19 protein-coding genes are annotated in these 20187 nt (G+C 73.4%); 4 read left to right on the top strand and 15 right to left on the bottom strand.

Annotated elements, in window-relative coordinates:
- Positions 1–14: 14 nt before the first annotated feature.
- The 8 genes from B0E53_RS09000 to B0E53_RS09035 form a co-directional block, all read right to left on the bottom strand.
- Positions 15–482 carry a DUF4442 domain-containing protein gene (locus B0E53_RS09000; protein ID WP_107075598.1) on the bottom strand — a complete coding sequence of 156 codons (468 nt, stop codon included), beginning with the start codon at positions 480–482 and terminating at the stop codon, positions 15–17.
- 9 nt (positions 483–491) lie between these two features.
- Positions 492–887, bottom strand: coding sequence for a VOC family protein (locus B0E53_RS37450; RefSeq protein ID WP_168215279.1), 396 nt, complete (start codon positions 885–887; stop codon positions 492–494).
- Between the two features lie 242 nt (positions 888–1129).
- On the bottom strand, positions 1130–2437 hold the full coding sequence (locus tag B0E53_RS09010) for an ABC transporter ATP-binding protein (protein ID WP_107075600.1): 1308 nt from the start codon (positions 2435–2437) through the stop codon (positions 1130–1132).
- A gap of 153 nt (positions 2438–2590) precedes the next feature.
- Positions 2591–4780 (bottom strand): bifunctional glycosyltransferase family 2 protein/CDP-glycerol:glycerophosphate glycerophosphotransferase, encoded by a 2190-nt coding sequence (locus B0E53_RS09015; RefSeq protein ID WP_107075601.1) that lies wholly within the window; start codon positions 4778–4780, stop codon positions 2591–2593.
- A 15-nt stretch (positions 4781–4795) separates the two neighbouring features.
- The gene (locus B0E53_RS09020) at positions 4796–6709 is read right to left on the bottom strand and encodes a DUF5941 domain-containing protein (protein ID WP_246835305.1); all 1914 of its coding nucleotides are present in this window, start codon (positions 6707–6709) and stop codon (positions 4796–4798) included.
- A gap of 38 nt (positions 6710–6747) precedes the next feature.
- Positions 6748–7491 (bottom strand): ABC transporter ATP-binding protein, encoded by a 744-nt coding sequence (locus B0E53_RS09025; protein ID WP_107075603.1) that lies wholly within the window; start codon positions 7489–7491, stop codon positions 6748–6750.
- Positions 7492–8319 (bottom strand): ABC transporter permease, encoded by an 828-nt coding sequence (locus B0E53_RS09030; RefSeq protein WP_107075604.1) that lies wholly within the window; start codon positions 8317–8319, stop codon positions 7492–7494.
- A gap of 64 nt (positions 8320–8383) precedes the next feature.
- The gene (locus B0E53_RS09035) at positions 8384–9754 is read right to left on the bottom strand and encodes an L-serine ammonia-lyase (RefSeq protein WP_107075605.1); all 1371 of its coding nucleotides are present in this window, start codon (positions 9752–9754) and stop codon (positions 8384–8386) included.
- A 381-nt stretch (positions 9755–10135) separates the two neighbouring features.
- On the opposite strand from B0E53_RS09035, the gene B0E53_RS09040 reads away from it, so the two are divergent.
- Positions 10136–10345 carry a PspC domain-containing protein gene (locus tag B0E53_RS09040; RefSeq protein WP_107075606.1) on the top strand — a complete coding sequence of 70 codons (210 nt, stop codon included), beginning with the start codon at positions 10136–10138 and terminating at the stop codon, positions 10343–10345.
- A 45-nt stretch (positions 10346–10390) separates the two neighbouring features.
- Here B0E53_RS09040 and B0E53_RS09045 read toward each other — a convergent pair whose 3' ends face one another.
- From B0E53_RS09045 to pdxH, 7 genes are all read right to left on the bottom strand, one after another.
- Positions 10391–11155, bottom strand: a complete 765-nt coding sequence (locus B0E53_RS09045) for a DUF4230 domain-containing protein (protein ID WP_107075607.1) — start codon at positions 11153–11155, stop codon at positions 10391–10393.
- Positions 11156–11255: 100 nt separating this feature from the next.
- Complete coding sequence (locus B0E53_RS09050; protein WP_107075608.1) at positions 11256–12416, bottom strand: acyl-CoA dehydrogenase family protein; 1161 nt, start codon at positions 12414–12416, stop codon at positions 11256–11258.
- Between the two features lie 31 nt (positions 12417–12447).
- On the bottom strand, positions 12448–12753 hold the full coding sequence (locus B0E53_RS09055) for a type II toxin-antitoxin system VapB family antitoxin (protein ID WP_089011473.1): 306 nt from the start codon (positions 12751–12753) through the stop codon (positions 12448–12450).
- Between the two features lie 131 nt (positions 12754–12884).
- Entirely contained in the window at positions 12885–13487 is a 603-nt protein-coding gene (locus tag B0E53_RS09060; RefSeq protein WP_107075609.1) for a nitroreductase family protein, read from the bottom strand.
- 2 nt (positions 13488–13489) lie between these two features.
- Positions 13490–14419, bottom strand: a complete 930-nt coding sequence (locus tag B0E53_RS09065) for an aldose 1-epimerase family protein (RefSeq protein ID WP_107075610.1) — start codon at positions 14417–14419, stop codon at positions 13490–13492.
- A 113-nt stretch (positions 14420–14532) separates the two neighbouring features.
- Positions 14533–15837: an MFS transporter gene (locus B0E53_RS09070; protein WP_107075611.1), complete on the bottom strand. Its 1305-nt coding sequence runs from the start codon at positions 15835–15837 to the stop codon at positions 14533–14535.
- Complete coding sequence (gene pdxH / locus B0E53_RS09075; protein WP_210406003.1) at positions 15834–16463, bottom strand: pyridoxamine 5'-phosphate oxidase; 630 nt, start codon at positions 16461–16463, stop codon at positions 15834–15836. The genes B0E53_RS09070 and pdxH overlap by 4 nt, the downstream gene beginning before the upstream one ends.
- A gap of 273 nt (positions 16464–16736) precedes the next feature.
- Between pdxH and B0E53_RS09080 the strand changes: the two genes are divergently transcribed.
- From B0E53_RS09080 to sepH, 3 genes are all read left to right on the top strand, one after another.
- On the top strand, positions 16737–17843 hold the full coding sequence (locus B0E53_RS09080; RefSeq protein WP_107075613.1) for a citrate synthase 2: 1107 nt from the start codon (positions 16737–16739) through the stop codon (positions 17841–17843).
- Between the two features lie 248 nt (positions 17844–18091).
- The gene (gene serC, locus B0E53_RS09085; RefSeq protein WP_107075614.1) at positions 18092–19219 is read left to right on the top strand and encodes a phosphoserine transaminase; all 1128 of its coding nucleotides are present in this window, start codon (positions 18092–18094) and stop codon (positions 19217–19219) included.
- A gap of 189 nt (positions 19220–19408) precedes the next feature.
- Positions 19409–20187 (top strand): septation protein SepH (gene sepH / locus B0E53_RS09090; protein ID WP_107075615.1); only part of this gene is annotated, 779 nt, incomplete at its 3' end.

Below are 20187 nucleotides of genomic sequence, written 5' to 3' on the forward strand. Positions count from 1 at the left end.
ACCCGATTCGGACGTCAGCGGTTCGGGCGGAGTGTCCAGATCACGGTGAGCGCCGAGGTCACGGTGCCGTCCTCGGTGCCGATCTCCACCTCGACCGGGAACTCCGGCCGCTGCCCGGCGTCCAGCTCGGCGAGCACCTCGGCCGGGGTACGCCCCAGCCGCGCGGTGGCCAGGACCGGCCCCAGGGCGACCTTCTGGTAGCGGATGGTGGCGGTCACGGCCAGCGGCACGGCCCGGTCGAGCACCTGCCCGAACGCGGCGAGCACCACCGCCCCGGAGGCGGTCTCCCCGAGGGTGAACATGGCCCCGGCGTGCGGGCCGCCGACGTGGTTGTGGTGCTCCGGTACGTCGGGGAGCCGGACCACGGCCCGGACGCCGCCCTCGGCCTCGGGGGCGACCTCGACGAATTCGATACCGAGCGTGCGGGCGAACGGCACGGCCTCCAGCAGACCGGCCGCCACCTGGCGAGAGTCGATGGGCATGCCCAGACGCTACTCGCCAGTAACTTCTCGGGCAAGGGCTCGCTCGGCATCGCTGCGCAGCACGCAGAACTCGTTGCCCTCGGGGTCGGCCAGCACGACCCAGCCGCTGCCGTCGGGCTCTCGCCGGTCGGCGACGACGGTGGCGCCCAGGGCCAGGACCCGCTCGACCTCCCGGTCGCGCGGCACGTCGGGCTCCAGGCAGATGTGCACGCGGTTCTTCACGGTCTTCGGCTCCGGCACGCGCTGGAAGTAGAGCCGCGAGCCGCCGGGCGGCTCGATGACGAGTTCCTCGTCGTCGGGCTTGAAATCCGGGTCGACCGGGCAGTCGAAGACCCTGCCCCAGAAGTGCGCCAGCTCGTACGGGTTGGCGCAGTCGAACGACACGTTGCGGATCACGGTCCCCATCCCGCCACCCTTGGGCCGGGCGGAGAAGGGGTCAACTCAATTCTCAACGACGCCCGGCGTACGCGACGGCTTCCGACCCTGACGCCCCGCGTGACCACACTGTCACCGCGCTGGCGCGGGCCCATCCAGCGAGGGCCGGGGACGCCCCTTCCCGCTGGCCTGCCGACCGTGACACAGCATGGCCGCCGCAGGACACCTGCGTGCGGGAGAGCACGCGGCGGGAAACCCACCGGCGAAGGCTCTCAGCGCCAGCCCACGTCGATCCGGTCGCCGCGCTCGTCGAAGAAGTGCAGCGCGTCCATCCGCACCTGGACGGCGAGCGGGTGCCCCGCCGACACCGCCGGGTACGGGGCCAGCCGCACGGCCAGCTCCGCCGGGCGGCGGTGGTGCCGGCCAAGGTCGGGGAGCACGCTGGTCCGGCTCCCGCCGCCGCTCGGCGCGGCGGAGACCGGGGCGTCCGCCGCCCGACCGGCGAGGCGCTGCATCACCTGGCCGAACCGGCGCAGGCCGCGCTGGCCGGGGGCCGCGTTCTCCGCGGGGGTGCCCATCTCGTCCACCACGATGGCCGTGGCGCCGATGTCGAGGAAGGCCAGCGACTCGTGGCCGTGGTGCTCCAGGTAGCGGATCCGGCCGTGCAGCACGTCGCCGGCGGTGTCCGGGGCGACCGGGGTGAGCGCCTCGGCCCGCATGCCGACCACGATCCGTTCGCCGTGATAGTGCGCCACGGCCCGGCTGCGGATGTCGTCCCAGGGCAGGTAGAGCGCCTGCTCGCCGAGGTTCAGCGCCACGTACCGGTCGAGGTGGACGTAGACCGACGCCTCCAGCAGGTTCATCCGCGGGCTGCCGAGGAACGCGGCGACGTAGAGGGTGGCCGGACGGCCGTACACCTGGGTGGGGGTGCCCACGTCCTGGAGCACGCCCTTGCGCATGATGGCGACCCGGTCGGCCATGGTCAGCGCCTCGGCCTGGTCGTGCGTGACGTAGATGGTGGTGACGCCCAGCTCGCGGGTCAGCCCGGAGATCTCGGCGCGCAACTCGGCGCGGAGGCCGCTGTCCAGGTTGGAGAGCGGCTCGTCCATGAGGAACAGGCCGGGCCGGCGCACTATCGCCCGCCCCATCGCCACCCGCTGCCGCTGGCCGCCGGAGAGCTGGCTGGGCTTGCGCCCGAGCACGTCGCCGATGCCCAGCGCGCTCGCCACGTCCTGGATCCGCTCGCCGCGCGGCCCGGGCTCGACGCCGGAGAGCCGGAGCGGGAAGCCGATGTTGTCGCCCACGGTCATGTGTGGATAGAGGGCGAAGTCCTGGAAGACCATGGCGATCTTCCGGTCCCGGGGCGGCAGGTCGTTGGCCACCTCGCCACCGAGCATCACCGCGCCGGAGGTGGGATCCTCCAGCCCGGCGACCATCCGCAGCACGGTGGACTTGCCGCAGCCCGAGGGACCGAGCAGCACCATGAACTCGCCGTCGTTGACATCCAGATTGATGGTGTCGACCGCGATTGTTCCGTCCTGGAACACCTTGGTGACATCCTTGAGCGCGACGGTCGTCACCGTCTCCTCCCCAGCTCTCGGCCGAACCCGGGAATGACTGTGACCAGGATCATGGGGTCCGCACATCGGGTAAACGTGCGATGTTCACATCGTGAAAGACCTATTACGCGGGATCGGCGGTCTTCCATCGGTAAGGTGACCGTCGGGTAACCATCAGGCCGGCTCGTTCAGGAAGACCCGGCGGACCACCCGCTCGGCGGCGTGCCCGTCGTCGAGCGCGCAGAACCGGGCCCGGAACCGCTGCCGGGCCTGCTCGGCTTCCGCCCCGCGCACCGCGCCGCCGCGGAAGACGTCGAGCAGCCCGGGAAAGTCGACGGCGACCGCGCCCGGCGGCTCGGCGAGCAGGTCGAAGTAGACACCCCGGGCCACCCGGTACGCCTCCCAGTCCGGCGCGTAGACCACGATCGGCCGGTCCAGCACCGCGTAGTCGAACATCGCCGAGGAATAGTCGGTGACCAGCACGTCCGCGACGAGGTACAGGTCCTCCACCCGGTCGTACGTGCTCACGTCCAGCACCGCACCGTCGGACGCACCCCGCAGCTGCCGTTCCCGGTCGTGGAAGTAGTGGCTGCGCATCAGCAGCCGGCCGGACGGGCCGAGCACGTCGCGCATCCGGTCCGGGTCGAACGGGGGCTGCCAGCCGGGCAGGTGCTCGCGGTGGGTCGGCGCGTAGAGCACCACGTACTCGTCGGGGCCGATGCCCAGCGCGGCGCGGACCTGGCGGCACTCCTCGGCGGTGGCCAGCGCCAGCCGGTCGTTGCGCGGATAGCCGACCTCCAACGTGGTGTAGTCGGCCGGGTAGGCCCGCTCCCACATCTGGGTGGAGAAGCTGTTCGCGCTGACGCTGTAGTCCCAGCGGTCCACCCGGTGCAGCAGGTTCGTGAAGTCCATCCCCACCGCACCGACCGGGTAGCGCTGCTGGTCCAGGCCCATCACCTTGACCGGGGTGCCGTGGTGGGTCTGCACGTGCACCGAACCGGGTCGCTTGCGGACGAAGTCCGGGAAGTTGACGTTGTTGACCAGCCAGCGGGCCCGGGCCAGCACCCGGTAGTAGTCCCGGGTCCCGGCGACCACGTACTCCACGCCCGGCGGCAGCACGGCCACCCGGTCCCGGCGGACGATCCAGACGCCGCGCACCTGCGGGACGAGCCGGCGGGCGGCGGTGTAGATCGCGGCCGGGTTGCAGGAGTAGCCCCGGTACCAGTACGCCGCGTAGACGGCGAGCGTCGGGTCGAGCGGACGGTGCAACTCGGCCCGGTAGTACTCGCGCAGCGCCGCGTCCCGGGCCCCGCGGGCGGCACGCCGGGCCACCGGCAGCACCCGCCGCCTGACCCGCCGGGCCGTGTGCCGGGCCTGCTCCTCGGCGTGGTGGGCGGCGCGGAGCGCGCTGAACGTACGCCACCGCCCGGCCGCCACCAGCCGGTGCTTCACCCCCTCCAGGCCGGGTGGGACCGGGTAGCCCTCGGGCGGCAGGAAGCGGACGTAGTCGGCGTGGATCTGGGCGAAGAACGGCGGCCGCAGCTCGGCGGCGATCCGCTCGCCGTTGCCCAGCACGGTCAGGTAGTGCCAGATCATGCGCTCGAAGAGGGCCGGGCGCAGCTCGGCCACCGCCGGCCCCCAGCGGTCCATCCGCCGGAACACCCGGTGCCACTGCGCGAAGACCTCGAAGTGCCGGTCACCCCGGGTCCGGGTGATCGCCCCGGTCCGGCGCTGCCGGTAGTTGAGGCAGACCCGGTCCAGTACGCCGATCCGCTCGGCGGCCATCAGGGCGGGATAGCTGAACGAGACGTCCTCGTACCAGCCGGGTTCGAAGCGCAGCCCCTGCTCGACCAGGAACTCCCGGCGGACCAGCCGGTTCCAGGCGGTGTGCAGCAGCCGCAGGGTCTCCGGCCGGTCCCGCAGCCCGAAGGTCGCCTCGCCGGGCGGCTCGGGGAACACCTCCCGCATGGCGCTGCGGGTGCCGGCGTTGTTCCAGTGCGCCCGGACGTGGTCGACGACCAGCACGTCCGGGCGGGTGGCCCGGAGCCGGGCGGCCACGTGCGGCAGGCAGCCGGCGACCAGCCAGTCGTCGCCGTCAACAAACCAGACGTACTCGCCGACGGCCCGGTCCAGCCCGATGTTGCGGGCCGGACCGAGCCCGACGTTCTCGACGAGCCGCACCGGGTGGACCCGGGGGTCGCGGGCCGCGTACTCGTCCAGGATCTCGCCGCTGCCGTCCGGGGAGGCGTCGTCGATCCCGATCACCTCGAGGTCGTCGAACGGCTGGTCGAGGATCGAGTCGAGACACTCCCGCAGGTAACCCTGCACCTTGAAGGCCGGTACGACGAAGCTGATCAGGGTCATCCGGCCGGCCCTCCGTCAGCCCGGCGAGCGGTCACCCCCACGGGCGCGGGCCGGCAGGACCACCCAGGCGAGGACCACACTCGCGACAAAAACCACGAGAAGGTACGTACCGAGTGTAGCCAGAGCGATGCTCGCAATTCCGGCGATCGACCCGATGGTCAGCAACGCGGAACGCCCCTCCCAGCCGAGCGTGGCGGCGTGCAGCGGCGGGGCCGCCTGCCGCTTCTCCAAGCGGGCGGTCAGGTCGTAGTGGTGCAGGGTCAGCACGAAGACGTACCCGAAGATCAGCCACGGCGACACCCGCCCGGCCACCCCGACGGCGATGGCGAAGAGGTACTCCCCCGCCCGCAGCGCGGCCGGAACCAGCCAGTCCAGCGGCCCGTCGTGCGCCGCCCGCGCACCCTGCGCCCCGCCCAGCAGAACCACCAGCGCGAACGTCACCGCCCAGCCGGGCAGGCCGCCCCCGGCGTGGACCGCCAGCAGCGCCCACAGCAGCAGCCCCGCCGCGCCGAGCGCACCGGCCACCGCGAGCACGAGCGGTGCGCGCACCACCGGCAGGGCCCGGACCAGCGGCCCGTCGTCGCGGTGCAGGCCGGTGTCGACCGTGGTCAGCACCGGCACCCGCATCCACCACGCCCGCAGGGTGCGCAGCGCCCCGGTGTACGCGAACGCCAGCACCCCCCACACCAGCACCGCGCAGAGCGCCACCAGCGGCCCGAACAGCGCGGCGGCCACCGCCATGAGCGCCCACCGCTCACCGATCGGGAAGACCACGGTCCGCTTCAGCCAGTAGGAAACCGAGCCGGTGTCCGCCTGCACCTTGGTCGAGGCGGCGTTCAGCTTCCCGCCGATGCCGCCCGCGTCCCCGGTCGCCGCCCGGGGGCGCCGCGCCGCCTCGTCGTGCAGCACCCCGTACCAGGTGTCGGTCATGTGCCGCACGGTCTGCAGGGTCATGGCGGCGATCGCCAGCGCCCAGCCGTAGCGGAAGCCGGCGTGCGTGGCGCCGTAGCCGAGACCGGCGTAGACGACGTACTCCTTGGCCCGGTCGGCCATCGTGTCCAGCCAACCGCCCCAGGCGCTGAAGTGCCGGGTGTAGCGGGCCAACTGGCCGTCCACGCAGTCCAGCACGAAGCCCAGGTAGAGCAGCACCCCACCGGCCACCAGCGCGAGCCGCCCGCCCACGCCGAAGAGCACCGCCGCGGCCACCGCGAAGGCCACCGAGATCATGGTGACCGCGGTCGGGCCCAGGCCGATCCGGGCGGCCGCCTTGGTCACGTACGGGGACCAGGTGCTGACGAAGAAGGTGGTGAAGAAGTCGTCCCGCTCCTTCACCGACAGCTTCAGCTCGGCCCGGTCCTCGTCCACCGCGGCCACGGCCGCCTGCGCCGCGGCCAGTTCCGCCGGGTCGCCGACCCGGTGCGCCACGAGCAGGCGTACCCGGTGGGCGAAGACCAGGGTGCCGCAGCCGACGAGGCCGGCGACGATCCGGTCCAGGGCGGACGCCGGGCCCTCGGGGGCCGACGCCATGCCGCCGGTCGCGGGCCCGGCCACGGCGCGGGCGGCGGCGGCGAGGGCCGGCAGGTCGGCCCGGCCGACGCGCAGCGCGCCGCCGAACACGCCGGTCGCGCCCGCCGGGTCGTCCACCGCGACCACCTGGCCGCGCTCCTCGCGGACCGTGGCCTGCCCGGCGGCCGGCGGGTCGGTGAGCACCAGGGCCACCGTCGGCCCCACCGGACTGGTCGCCAGATGCTTGAGTACGGCGGTGTGCGCCACCAGGTCGGCCCCGCTGACCAGCACCGGCCCGGTGGCCTCGGCCACCAGGTCGGCCAGCTCGGAGAGGTCGGCGGCCACCCGCACCTCGTCCGCCCCGGCCCGCCGCCACTGCCCGGCGAGCCGGTCGACCAGGCGCTCCCCGGCGTCGGTGGTCAGGCCCGCCGCCGGCCCGGCGGCGAGCACGATCGCGAGCGTCACCGCTGCGTCGCGCTGGCGTACGCGTGCAGCGCCTCGTCGATCGTCCCGTCGACGGTCAGCCGGCCGGCGTCGAGGTAGAGCCCCCGACGACAGAACCGGGTGAGGTCCTTTTCGTTGTGTGACACCAGCACCAGCGTGCGCCCTTCCGCGAGAAGTCGCTCGATGGTCGCATAGCACTTCGCGCGGAACTCCGCGTCCCCGACGGCGGTCACCTCGTCCACCAGCAGCACGGGGTGCGGCAGGTGGGCGATCACCGCGAAACCCAGCCGGACCTTCATCCCCGACGAGTAGTGCCGGACCGAGGTGTCGATGGCCCGTTCCACCTGCTCACCGGCGAACGAGACGATCTCGTCGAAGTGCCGGCGCAGGTACCCCGTCGACAGCCCGTGCAGCCCGCCCACCAGGTAGAGGTTCTCCCGGCCGGTCAGGTCCCCGGAGAAACCGGCGGAGAGTTCCAGCAGCGGGGCCACCCGGCCGTGCACCCGGACCGAGCCCTCATCGGGGATCAGCACCCCGGCGATCAGCCGCAGCAGCGTGCTCTTGCCGGTGCCGTTGCGCCCGACCACGCCGACCGTCTCGCCCGGCTCGATCCGGAACGACACGTCCCGGAGCGGCCAGAACCGGCCGGCGTCCGGGTCCCGGGCGCCCCGGTGGATGAGCAGTTCCCGCAGCCGGAGCTGGCGGCGGCGGTTGCGGACGAACCGGATGCCGAGCCGGTCCGCCTCGATGATGGCCGCCATTCACAGTTCCTTGAGCACGGCCGGTTCGAGGCGGCGGAACGACCACCAGCCCAACGCGAACACCAGCAGGCTGCCCGCCACGGTGACGGTGAGCAGCCGGGCGTCGGGGAACTCGTCCGGATACCAGATCGCGTGGTGCAGCTGGAAGATCCCGACCAGCGGGTTCAGCTCGTACGCGACCTTCAGCCAGCCCGGCATGCCCGAGCCCCGGACCAGGTTCAGCGGATAGATGATCGGGGTGGCGTAGAAGAGCACCCGGATGATCAGCCGCATGAAGCGCTCGATGTCGCGCATCAGCACGTTGCCCGCCGACAGCAGCAGCGCCAGCCCCACCAGCAGGACGAACTGCACCGCCACGGCCAGCGGCAGCGCGAGCAGCGTCCAGCCGAGGTGGATCCGGCCGTGGGCGGCGTAGAGGGCCGCGATGGCGACCAGGATGGGCAGGCCGGCGGCGTACTCGGCGAACCGGCCGGTGACCCGGCCGATCGGGAAGACCTGCCGGGGCAGGTTCATCGTGGTGATCAGCCGGGCCTGCCCGGTCAGCGCGTTGGCCGCCTCGGTCAACGCCGAGCTGGCCCACATCCAGGCGAAGATCCCGGTGATCAGGAAGAGCGGGTACGACCCGGCCGCGTCACCCAGGTGCCGCCGGGTGGCGCCGGAGTAGAGCACGCCGAAGACGAACCAGTAGATCAGGCCCATGCCGAGCGGCTCGATGAGCGACCAGAGATAGCCCAGCAGGGACTGCTGGTACTTCACCGCGAGATCGCGCCGGACCAGGATGCGCAGCGAGGTGCGGGCGGACCAGAGCGCGGCGACGCCGGACGTCACCGTCCCATCCTCGCCCCGACCGCCCCGGCCCGTCGTACGGACGCGCGGGGTCACCCCTTCGGGTTCAGCACTCGATCACGTTGACGGCGAGGCCGCCCCGCGCCGTCTCCTTGTACTTGACCTTCATGTCGGCGCCGGTCTCCCGCATGGTCTTGATGACCTTGTCCAGCGACACGGCGTGCACCCCGTCGCCGCGCAGCGCCAGCCGGGCCGCGGTGATCGCCTTGATGCTGGCCACCGCGTTCCGCTCGATGCACGGGATCTGCACCAGGCCGCCGACCGGGTCGCAGGTGAGCCCCAGGTTGTGCTCCATGCCGATCTCGGCCGCGTTCTCCACCTGCTCGGGCGTGCCGCCCAGTGCCTCGGCCAGCCCGGCGGCCGCCATCGAGCAGGCCGAGCCGACCTCGCCCTGGCAGCCGACCTCGGCCCCGGAGATCGAGGCGTTCTCCTTGAACAGCACCCCGATGGCGCCGGCGGCCAGCAGGAACCGGACCACGCCCTCCTCGGAGGCGCCCGGCACGAACCGGGTGTAGTAGTGCAGCACGGCCGGGATGATCCCGGCGGCGCCGTTGGTCGGCGCGGTGACCACCCGCCCGCCGGCCGCGTTCTCCTCGTTGACCGCGAGCGCGAAGAGGGTGACCCAGTCCATGGCGTGCAGCGGGTCGCTGGCGCCGGCCTCCGCCTCCAGGCTGCGGCGCAGCTCGGCGGCCCGGCGGCGCACCTTCAGCCCGCCCGGCAGTACGCCGTCCCGGGCGCAGCCGTTCTCGACGCACTCCCGCATCACCCGCCAGATCTCCAGCAGCCCGGCCCGGACGTCCGCCTCGCTGCGCCAGGACAGCTCGTTGGCGAGCATCACCTCGCTGATCGACAGGCCGGTGTCGGTGGTGACCTTGAGCAGCTCCGCCCCGGTGAGGAACGGGTGGCGGACGCGCGTGCTGTCCGGCTTGATCCGGTCCGCCCCGGCGGCCGCCTCGTCGACCACGAACCCGCCGCCGACGGAGTAGTAGGTCCGCGCCCGGACCTGCTCCCCCGCCGCGTCGAAGGCCGCGAAGGTCATCCCGTTCGGGTGGTAGGGCAGGGAGCGGCGGCGGTGCAGCATCAGGTCCCGGTCCGGGTCGAAGTCGATCTCCTGGCTGCCGATCAGGCTGAGCCGCCGCTGCGCGCGGATCCGCTCCACCCGCGGCCCGACCGAGTCGGTGTCGACCGTCTCCGGGGACTCCCCTTCCAGCCCGAGCAGCACCGCGCGGTCGCTGCCGTGGCCGTGGCCGGTGGCGCCCAGCGAGCCGAACAGCTCGGCCTGCACCCGCGCGACGTCGGCGAGCTGGCCGTCGGCCTTGAGCCCGGCCACGAACGTCCGCGCGGCGCGCATCGGCCCCACGGTGTGCGAGCTGGACGGCCCGATACCGACGCTGAAGAGGTCGAAAACACTGATCATCGCTGCACTTCCTCGCCGTCGTCCCCGTTGTGCGGGTCCGGCCCGGTGTGTGCCGCTCCCCGGTGCGGGGGCGGCGGGCGGCACCCGGGGTGTGGGGGCCCGACCGGCGAGCCTACCCGCCCAGGTCACCCCCCTGCCCGCGAGCCGGCACACTCCCGCACGTCTCCCTACCCTCCGCGCCTCCCGTCTACCCACCGTCACCGCCCGCGTCCGGGTGCCGGAGCGGGCCGGCCCCGGGGCGAGGGTCGGCGGGGGGCCGCCGGGGTAAGCACCTACGGGTGCCCGGGTCGCCGATCCTCCTCGGGGCCGAGGGCGTGGCGCCCAGCCGTTCCTACCGTGGGATTTAGCGCGGCGGATCGCCGCAGAAGTGGGAGTACGACGATGAGTCGCAAACTGGTCCGGCCCCGCCAGGGGCGCATGCTCGCCGGTGTCTGCGCCGGCCTGGCCCAGCGGTTCGGCATGTCGGCCGGCATGGTCCGGCTGCTGTTCCTGCTGTCGCTGCTGCTGCCCGGCACGCAGGTGATCGTCTACCTGATCCTCTGGATCCTGATGCCGAACGAGGACCGCTACCTCGCCACCGGCCGCCACTGACCCTCGCCGCCCGCCCCGGGAGCACCGGGGCGGGCGCCGGCGGCGTCAGGACGCCGTGTAGGTGACCGTCACCTTCTGGTAGCCGAGGGAGCGGAGCAGCCCCTCCAGCATCTTGCGGGTGTTCTCCTCGGCCCGGGCGGTGAGCCCGCTGTCCCGGGCCGCCGCGGTGATCCGGTCCTCGGCGAGCTGGTAGACCTGCTGCTGCCGGTTGGGGTCGCCGCCGACCAGGTCGTTCAGCCGGTTGATCAGGCCGCGCTGCTCGGCGAAGACGTAGCTCTTGTCCATGTCCAGGTCGGTCTCGCCGAGCTGCGGCGCGGGCAGCTTGATCTCGACGGACTTGCCGTCGCCGGAGACCACCACCGCCCCGTCGGCGATCTTGGCGAAGTCGACGTACGCCTCGATGCGGCCCGCCCCGACGAAGAGCGTGCGCTCGTTGAGCAGGAAGTCCGGCACGTTGCGCCGGTCCTTCTGCACGTCGACCACCACCTGGAAGTTGCCCTCGGCCGCCACGTAGCGGCTCAGGTCGCGGATCGACTTGAGCAGCGGCGGCTGACTCCGGTCGGTCTGCTCCTTGGCGAACGGGTTGCGGAAGTCCGGGAGCAGGCCGGTCGCCTGCACGCCGAGCAGCACCACCACGGCCAGCGCGGCCGCGCCGAGCACCCAGAGCAGACCGCGCGCCGGGGCACCGGGCGACGCCGGGCCACCATGGCCGGGCTCGGGTGGGACGTCCGACCGGGCCCGGAGAGACTCACCGGTCGGATATTCCGGGAACTCCCTGGTGGGCTGGTTGATGTCACCGTCGCGGGCCATCGCCCCTCACCGTCCTCGTCAGACACATCGACTGAGAATGACGGTACGGCCAGCGTGCGACACTCGCTCGCCGGGCGACCCGATCGGGTGAATCCGCAGGTCAGGCGAAGGCGGAGAGACCGGTCAGCCGCTGCCCGATGACCAGCTGGTGGATCTCCGAGGTGCCCTCGTAGGTCAGCACGCTCTCCAGGTTGTTGGCGTGCCGCATCACCGGGTACTCGCCGGAGACGCCGTTGGCGCCCAGGATGGTCCGGCACTCCCGGGCGATGGCGATGGCCTCCCGGACGTTGTTCAGCTTGCCCACGCTGACCTGATCCGGGCGCAGCTTCCCGGCGTCGGCGAGCCGGCCCAAATGCAGCGCCAGCAGCAGCCCCTTGTTCCACTCGACCGCCATGTCGGCGAGCTTGGCCTGGGTGAGCTGGAAGCCGGCCAGCGGCCGGCCGAACTGGGTCCGGGTGGTCGCGTAGGACAGCGCCGTCTCCAGGCAGTCCCGGGCCGCGCCGAGCGCGCCCCAGACGATGCCGTGCCGGGCTTCGGTGAGGCAGCTCAGCGGCGCCTTGAGCCCGATCGCCTCGGGCAGCCGGGCGTCCGCCGGCAGCCGCACGTCGTCGAGGGCGATCTCCCCGGTCAGCGACGCGCGCAGCGACATCTTGTGCCGGATCTCCCGCGCCGTCACCCCGGGGGTGTCCATGGGTACGGCGAAGCCGCGTACCCCCTCGTCGGTGCGCGCCCAGATCACCCCGACGTCGGCGATCGGCGCGTTGGTGATCCACAACTTGCTGCCGGTGAGGATCCAGTCGTCGCCGTCGCGGCGGGCGCGCGTGGCCATCGAGGCCGGGTCGGAGCCGTGGTCCGGCTCGGTCAGCCCGAAGCAGCCGATCGCCTCGCCGGCCGCCATGGCGGGCAGCCAGCGCTGCTTCTGCTCCTCGCTGCCGTACCGCCAGATGGCGTACATGGCCAGCGAACCCTGCACCGAGACCAGCGAGCGGATGCCCGAGTCGCCGGCCTCCAGCTCCAGGCAGGCCAGCCCGTACGCGACGGCCGACGCGCCGGCGCAGCCGTAGCCGGTCAGGTGCATGCCGAGCAGGCCGAGCTTGCCGAACTCGCGGGCCAGCTCCCGGGCCGGGACGTGGCCGTCCTCGTACCAGCCAGCGACGTGCGGGCGTACCCGGTCGTCGACCAGCTGGCGTACGACGGCGCGGATCTGCCGCTCCTCCTCGCCCAGCGACGCGTCGATGTCCAGCAGGTCGAGAGGGGTCATGGCGTCACCTTAACGAAGACTCAGGGGCGCGTCACTCGGCCTGACCGCTGAGCACCAGCACCCGGGCGTGGATCTGGTTGCGCTGCTGGAGCGCCGCGCGCAGCGCCCGGTGCAGGCCATCCTCCAGGTAGAGGCCGCCGTTCCACTGCACCACGTGCGGGAAAAGGTCGCCGTAGAAGGTGGAGTCCTCGGCGAGGAGCTTGTCCAACGCCAGCTCCCGCTTGGTGGTGATGAGCTGGTCCAGCCGCAGCGGGCGCGGCGGGATCTCGGCCCACTGCTTGAGCGTGAGGTTGTGCTCCGGGTAGGGACGCCCGTCCCGGACCGCCCTGAAGATCACGGCACGCTCCCCTCCCCCCGGCCGGTCTGATGATGTCGGTGCCAGCCTAGCCGCCCCCGCCACACCGCGTTTTACTCCCTCATGTCGGTTTCGCTACCGCCGATACCCAGGCCGGACGCGCTGAACCACACTCAATTCCAGCGCCCCCGGCGGACCACCTCGTCCACCGGCCGGCGGCCGCGGCGCAGCGACGGCGACCGGTGGTCGGGTGCCCGGTAACCTACCGTGACCGCGCCGATCGGGTGGTACCCCGCCGGCACGCCGAACGCCTCCCGGTACGCCCCGATCCGCTGCGGCGGGATGCCGAAGAAGCAGGCGCCCAGCCCCTCGTCCACGGCGGTGAGCAGCATCAGCAGGGCGGCGAAGCCGGTGTCGACGTACCAGTAGGGCACCGGCCAGCGGTCCTCGGAACGGTCCGCCCAGCCCTTGTCCGGCTCGGCGTAGCGGTCGAGGTAGGCGGAACGGTTGGCGTGCGGCACCACGATCAGCGGGGCCTTGCGCATCCCGGCCAGCCAGCGTTCCCGGCCGCCACCACCCGGGGTGGCCGCCGCCCAGAACCGCTCCCGGTCCGCCGGCTCCTCCAGCACCAGGAAGCCCCAGCCCTGGGCGAACCCGGCCGACGGGGCCCGGACGGCGTGGTCCAGCAGCCGGTCCACCACCTCGGGCGGGACCGGGCGGTCGGGGTCGTAGTTGCGGACCATCCGGCGGCGCCGGACGACCTCGGCGAACTCCATGCTCAGGCCCCGGGCCGGATGCCCCAGGCACCCCGCCAGGTCTCCCCGGGGGCCAGCGTGATCAGGTCCTTGCCGGAGCGGAACGCGTCCGCCGGGCAGGTCATCGGCTCGACCGCCACCGAGCGCCGGTGCCGCTCCCCGGTGAGGGTGTCCCCGGTGAAGACCTGCCACCAGCCGAACTCGCCGTCCGCCCAGACGTGCACCGCGGCCGAGCCGTCCGGGGCGGCCAGGGTCACCGCCGAGCCCCCGTCGGCGTCCCGGACCACGTCGCCGAAGGCCAGGTCGAGCACCGCGTCACCGATCGGGCGGGGCTCGGTGTAGTCGTACTCGGTGCCGGCCACCTCGGTCGCGGCCACCGGCAGCAGCCGGCTGTCCAGCAGCACCCGGGTCCGCCCCGGCACCCGCAGCGTCAGCTCGTCCACGCCGACCTTCGGCAGTTGCAGGTAGGGGTGCACGGAGAAGCCGAACGGCGCCGGCTCGCCGGACCGGTTGGTCACCTCGTGCTCGGCGCGCAGCCCGTCCGCCCCGACGCTCCACCGGCTCCGCAGCCGCAGCGCCCACGGGTAGCCCGGGCTGGGCGGCAGCTCGTAGCCGAGCGTCACGCTGCCCGGCGACTGCTCGACGAGCTGCCACCGCACCCAGTTGACCAGGCCGTGGATGGCGTTGTGCCGGGCCGGCTCGGTCAGGTCGAGCTGCAACGACCGGTCGCCGAAGGTGTACGCGCCGTCCCGGATCCGGTTCGGCCAGGGGGCCAGCACGTGACCGGCCGAACCCGGGGAGAGCTCGTCCGCCTCGTACCCGTCGAGGTAGTCGACCCCGTCGTGCCGGTAGGTCCGCAGGCCGCCGCCGACCTCGACCACGACGGCCTCGTGGCCGTCGGCGGCAATGGTCCACTGTATCCCGGACGGGGACGGGCGCGCGTCGGTCTCCATGCCGGCGACCTTAGCCCGTCGCCCCCACCCCGCGCGGGGCTCCCGGCCGGCGGGGCACCCGGTTCACCGGGGCCAGCCCGGCCGTCGGGAACGGCGACGGCCGCCGCCCGGCGTCAGGACCGGTCCCGGTCGCCGGCCTGGGCGGCGGCGCGGTAGCGCAGCAGCGCCGGGAAGACCGCGACCAGCGCGACCGCGAGGACGGCGGAGGCCAGGCCACCGGCGACCATGGCGGCCCCGGTGCCGAATCCGGCGGCCATCGCGCCGGCCCGCAGGTCGCCCAGGCGCGGACCACCGGCGACCACCACCGTGTTGACGCCCTGGAGCCGGCCGCGCATCCGGTCCGGCGCGTAGACCAGCAGCATCGACTGCCGCAGGGTCGCGCTGACCAGGTCGGCGGCGCCGGCCAGGCCGAGCAGCGCCACCACCAGCCAGAGCTGGCGGGCCAGCCCGGCGGCGGCGATCGCCACGCCCCAGCCGACCACGGCCACCGCCAGCGCGAGCCCCTGCCGGCGCACCCGGCCGATCCAGCCGGAGGTGAGGCCGCCCAGCATCGCGCCGATGGCGATGGCGCTGTAGAGCCAGCCGACCGCCGCCCCGCCGCCGAACCGCTCGTGCGCCAGCTCGGGGAAGAGGGCCCGGGGCATGGCCAGGATCATCGCGATCAGGTCGATGGCGAAGGAGAGCAGCAGCACCGGCGTGGTGGCCAGGTAGCGGAGCCCGTCGACGATGCTGGCCAGCCCCGCCCGGCGCGGCGCGCCGTCGCCGTCCGGGTCCGGCTCGGGCGGCATGGCCGGCAGCCGCAGGGTGGCCCAGAGCGACACGGTGAACAGCAGCGCGTCCACCCCGTACGCGATGGGCAGCCCGGCGTCGGTACGCCACGTGGCGAAGATCAGGCCGGCGGCCAGCGGCCCGAAGACCGAGGTCGCCGTGAACGTGGTGAAGTTCAGCGTGCTGGCCGCCGGCACCAGCTCGGCCGGCACCAGGCGGGGCAGGATCGCGCTGCGCGTCGGCGAGGTGATCGCGAACGCGACCGACTGCACCGCGACCAGGGCCAGCAGCAGCATCGGGCTGCCCACCCGCAGCAGCGACTGGAGCAGCAGCGCCAGGGTCGACGCCCAGAGCAGGCCGCCACCGGCCAGCAGCACCCGCCGCCGGTCCCGGGCGTCGGCGACCGCCCCGCCCCAGAGCCCGAAGACCAGCAGCGGCAGGAAGCCGGCGATCCCGAGCAGGCCGACCCAGAACGAGCCGCCGGTCAGGTCGAACATCTCCACCGGCACCGCCACGGCGGTGAACTGGAAACCGAACATGGCCACCGCGTTGCCGAGCCACACCCGGCGGTACGCGGGCACGCCCAGCGGGCGCAGGTCGATCGCCCAGCGGCGCGCTCCGCGCGGCCGGGCCTCCCTGACCCCCGTCACGGGGCCAGCCGCTCGGTGACCCAGACCCCGCCCTCGGTACGCCGGAAGCGCAGCCGGTCGTGCAGCCGGCTGGCCCGGCCCTGCCAGAATTCCACCGTCTCCGGGCGCACCCGGAGCCCGCCCCAGTGCGGCGGCGCGGGGATCTCGGCCACGTCGGCGAAGCGCTCGGCCGCCGCCCGGTACGCGGCGTCCAGCGCCGCCCGGTCCGGGACCACCCGGGACTGGGTGCTGGCCCAGGCGCCGAGCTGGGAGCCGCGCGGCCGGGCGGCGAAGTACGCCTCGGTCTCGGCCCGGTCGACCCGCGTCACCCGCCCGGTGACCGTCACCTGCCGCTGCATCGGGAACCAGGGGAAGACCAGGCTGGCCCACGGGTTGGCGGTCGCCTCGCCGCCCTTGCGGGAGCCGTAGTTGGTGTAGAAGACGAAGCCGTCCGGGTCGTACCCCTTCAGCAGCACGGTGCGGCCGCTCGGCCGCCCCTCGGCGTCGGCGGTCCCGACCACCATGGCGTTCGGCTCGGGCAGCGGATGAGCCACCGCGTCGGCGAACCAGCGGGCGAACTGGGTGTACCAGTCCGGCGCGAGATCCGATTCGGAAAGGCCCAGGTCGGCGGCGTACTCGTTACGCATACCGGCCGGGGCAGGTGTGTCGCCCGTCACTCTCGTCGTCCCTCTCCCGGGGATGCCGGCGTCCCCCGACGCTGGCCAGGCCCCACCACCCAGTCTTCTCCAGCCGGTGAGCTTGTCCACCGGCGGGGATGTCATGTGGCGCACAGTCGCCGCGGGTCGCGGATCCGGTTACCCAGCAGGCAAGATGTTCCGAACACATCCCTGAGGGTCGCCTAAGCCGCGGGCCCGTCGAGCCCGCGCGGCCACCACCACCGCCGGAAGCCAGGAGACGACATGGCCGACTTCAAACCGGGCCTGGAGGGCGTCGTAGCCTTCGAGACCGAGATCGCCGAACCGGACCGCGAGGGTGGCGCGCTGCGTTATCGCGGCGTGGACATCGAGGATCTGATCGGTCAGGTCTCCTTCGGCAACGTCTGGGCGCTGCTGGTCGACGGGCGCTTCGGCCCGGGCCTGCCGCCGGCCGAGCCGTTCCCGGTGCCGGTGCACTCCGGCGACATCCGCGTCGACGTGCAGTCCGCGGTCGCCATGCTCGCCCCGTACTGGGGGCTCAGCCAGCTCCTGGACATCTCCGACGAGCAGGCCCGCGAGGACCTGGCCCGGGTGTCGGTCACCGCGCTCTCCTTCGTCGCCCAGTCCGCCCGTGGCCTCGGCCTGCCGGCCGTGCCGCAGAAGGAGATCGACAAGGCGGAGACCATCGTCGAGCGGTTCATGAAGCGCTGGCGGGGTGAGCCCGACCCGCGGCACGTCAAGGCCGTCGACGCCTACTTCATCTCGGCCGCCGAGCACGGCCTGAACGCCTCCACCTTCACCACCCGCATCGTCGCCTCCACCGGCGCGGACGCCGCGGCCTGCATCTCCTCCGGCATCGGCGCGCTCTCCGGCCCGCTGCACGGCGGCGCGCCGTCCCGGGTGCTCAGCATGCTGGAGGCCGTCGAGCGCAGTGGCGACGCCGAGGGCTACGTCAAGGGCGTCCTCGACCGGGGCGAGCGGCTGATGGGCTTCGGCCACCGGGTCTACCGGGCCGAGGACCCGCGCGCCCGGGTGCTCCGCCGCACCGCCAAGGAGCTGGGCGCGCCCCGCTTCGAGATCGCCGAGGCGCTGGAGAAGGCCGCCCTGGCCGAGCTCCAGGCCCGCCGCCCGGACCGGGTGCTCGCCACCAACGTCGAGTTCTGGTCGGCCGTGGTGCTCGACTTCGCCGAGGTGCCGGCCCACATGTTCACCTCGATGTTCACCTGTGCCCGGATGGGCGGTTGGTCCGCGCACATCCTGGAGCAGAAGAAGCTCCAGCGGCTGGTCCGCCCGTCGGCCCGCTACGTCGGCCCGGGCAGCCGCAAGCCCCAGCAGGTCGAGGGCTGGGACGCCATCCCGCACGGCGTCTGATCCTCCCCGCATACCCCTGCCAGGGCCCGGTCCGTCGCGGACCGGGCCCTGGCGTGTTGTGGCGCATCACTCAGCCCCGGGAGTGGGACCAGCCGTCGGAGCGGGTGGCGCGGGTGCGAGGATGAAGGCCGGCAGTGCCGCCGGACCGGGCTCGGACCCGGCTCCGCCGCGCGCCCGCGCGTGGCCGCCGTCGCTCCGCGCCCGCTGAACGGGCCCGCCCTCGCCCATGCGGAAGGATCGAGAAAACCGTGGCTGACGCACCGACCATCCGGATTCCCGACGACATCAGGCCCGCCGACGGGCGCTTCGGCTGCGGGCCGTCCAAGGTCCGTCCGGCGGCGGTCTCCGCGCTCGCCGACGTCGCCACCAGCTACCTGGGCACCTCGCACCGGCAGAAGACGGTCCGCGACCAGGTGGCCCGGCTGCGCCGGGGCATCGCCGAGTTCTTCTCCCTCCCCGAGGGCTACGAGGTGGTGCTCGGCAACGGCGGCACCACCGCCTTCTGGGAGGTCGCCACCTTCGGCCTGGTCCGCGACCGGGCCCAGTTCGCCAGCTTCGGCGAGTTCGGCGCCAAGTTCGCCAAGTCGGTCAAGGACGCGCCGTTCCTGGGCGAGCCGACCGTGCGCAAGTCCGAGGCGGGCAGCGCGCCGACGCTGGTCGCCGAGGCGGGCGTGGACGTCTACGCCACCCCGCACAACGAGACCTCCACCGGCGTGGCGGTGCCGATCAGCCGGGTGCCGGGCGCCGACGAGGGCTCGCTGCTGCTGGTGGACGCCACCTCCGGCGCCGGCGGCCTGGAGGTCAACGTCGGCGAGACCGACGTCTACTACTTCGCGCCGCAGAAGTGCTTCGGCTCCGACGGCGGCCTCTGGCTGGCCCTCATGTCGCCGGCCGCGCTGGCCCGGGCCACCGAGATCAAGGAGTCGGGCCGCTACATCCCGGCCTTCCTCGACCTGGTCACCGCGATCGACAACTCGCGGCTGGAGCAGACCTACAACACGCCCGCGCTGGCCACCATCTTCCTGGCCGCCGAGCAGACCGACTGGATGAACTCGCAGGGTGGGCTGGCCTGGGCGGCCAAGCGCACCGCCGAGAGCGCCGGCATCGTCTACGGCTGGGCGGAGCGCTCGTCGTTCGCCACGCCGTTCGTGACCGACCCGGCGCTGCGCTCCAACGTGGTCGCCACCATCGACTTCGCCGACGGCGTGGACGCCACCGCGATCGCCAAGGCGCTGCGCGCCAACGGCATCGTGGACACCGAGCCCTACCGGAAGCTCGGCCGCAACCAGCTCCGCGTCGCGCTCTTCCCGGCGGTCGAGCCGGCCGACGTGGAGGCGCTCACCGCGTCCATCGACTACGTGGTCGAGCGACTCTGATCACCTGATCACGGTGGGTGGTCGTCGGGGCCCCGACGACCACCCACCGTGATCATCACCGCAGCTCAGTCGCGACATGCGGAGTGTCGCATCCCGCACGTTCGGGTAGATGAGCGTACGGTGGTCCGAGGACGCCCGGGTGGCCGGCTCGTGGCGTGACGGCCAGCGAAGCGGGACGGAGGCAAGCCCATGCGCCCAGTACGCTTCGTCGCCCTCTCGGAGGACGGCCAGGCTCTGGTGCTCGCCGACGAGGTCGGGCGCCTGCTCGCCCTGCCCATCGACGAGCGCATCGCCTCGGCGCTGCACGCCGAGCCGGGCGCGACCCCACTCGCGGTGGTGCCGACCGCCGCCGATCCCACGCCGTCGCTCTCCCCGCGGGACATCCAGGCCCGGATCCGCTCCGGCGAGTCCGCCGAGGACGTCGCCCGCATCGCCGGCGTGCCGGTCGACCGGGTGCTGCGCTACGCCGGTCCGGTGCTCCAGGAGCGGGCCATGCTCGCCCAGCACGCCCGGCGCACCCGGCTCAAGGGCGCCGAGAAGCCGACGCCGCTGGCCGAGGTGGTCAACGGCCGGCTGGCCCAGCACGGGATCGACACCGAGAAGATCTCCTGGGACGCCTACCGGCGCGACGACGGCACCTGGCGGATCATCGCCACCTGGCCGTCCGGCAAGGCCACCGCCCAGGCGGTCTGGGATCTCGACAAGCTTCGGCAGAACGTCACCCCGCACGACGACATGGCGCAGTACCTGTGCGCCGAGCGGCCCACCCCGATCCTCGGCCAGGAGCCGGCGCCGGAGCGGGGCGGCCACGCGCTGCCCGGCCCGTCGCGCGGCGAGCCGAGCCGGGGCGGACACGGCCTGCCGTCGCCGTCCGAGCACGCCCGCCCGGGGCGGGACCCGATCCGCGCCGGCCGCGACGCGCTGCTCGCCTCGCTGGACCGGCCGCTCGGCGGCACCTCCGGCCGCGG

Source organism: Micromonospora sp. MH33 (assembly GCF_003013775.1).
Classification (GTDB): Bacteria; Actinomycetota; Actinomycetes; order Mycobacteriales; family Micromonosporaceae; genus Micromonospora; species Micromonospora fulviviridis.

Excerpts from the sequence above, each read along its gene's own strand:
- B0E53_RS09045 (WP_107075607.1), bottom strand. The coding sequence starts at position 11,155 with ATGGCCCGCGACGGTGACATCAACCAGCCCACCAGGGAGTTCCCGGAA.
- B0E53_RS09060 (WP_107075609.1), bottom strand. The coding sequence starts at position 13,487 with ATGGAGTTCGCCGAGGTCGTCCGGCGCCGCCGGATGGTCCGCAACTAC.
- B0E53_RS37450 (WP_168215279.1), bottom strand. The coding sequence starts at position 887 with ATGGGGACCGTGATCCGCAACGTGTCGTTCGACTGCGCCAACCCGTAC.
- B0E53_RS09000 (WP_107075598.1), bottom strand. The coding sequence starts at position 482 with ATGCCCATCGACTCTCGCCAGGTGGCGGCCGGTCTGCTGGAGGCCGTG.
- B0E53_RS09035 (WP_107075605.1), bottom strand. The coding sequence starts at position 9,754 with ATGATCAGTGTTTTCGACCTCTTCAGCGTCGGTATCGGGCCGTCCAGC.
- pdxH (WP_210406003.1), bottom strand. The coding sequence starts at position 16,463 with ATGCGTAACGAGTACGCCGCCGACCTGGGCCTTTCCGAATCGGATCTC.
- B0E53_RS09025 (WP_107075603.1), bottom strand. The coding sequence starts at position 7,491 with ATGGCGGCCATCATCGAGGCGGACCGGCTCGGCATCCGGTTCGTCCGC.
- B0E53_RS09015 (WP_107075601.1), bottom strand. The coding sequence starts at position 4,780 with ATGACCCTGATCAGCTTCGTCGTACCGGCCTTCAAGGTGCAGGGTTAC.
- B0E53_RS09040 (WP_107075606.1), top strand. The coding sequence starts at position 10,136 with ATGAGTCGCAAACTGGTCCGGCCCCGCCAGGGGCGCATGCTCGCCGGT.
- B0E53_RS09050 (WP_107075608.1), bottom strand. The coding sequence starts at position 12,416 with ATGACCCCTCTCGACCTGCTGGACATCGACGCGTCGCTGGGCGAGGAG.
- B0E53_RS09080 (WP_107075613.1), top strand. The coding sequence starts at position 16,737 with ATGGCCGACTTCAAACCGGGCCTGGAGGGCGTCGTAGCCTTCGAGACC.
- B0E53_RS09065 (WP_107075610.1), bottom strand. The coding sequence starts at position 14,419 with ATGGAGACCGACGCGCGCCCGTCCCCGTCCGGGATACAGTGGACCATT.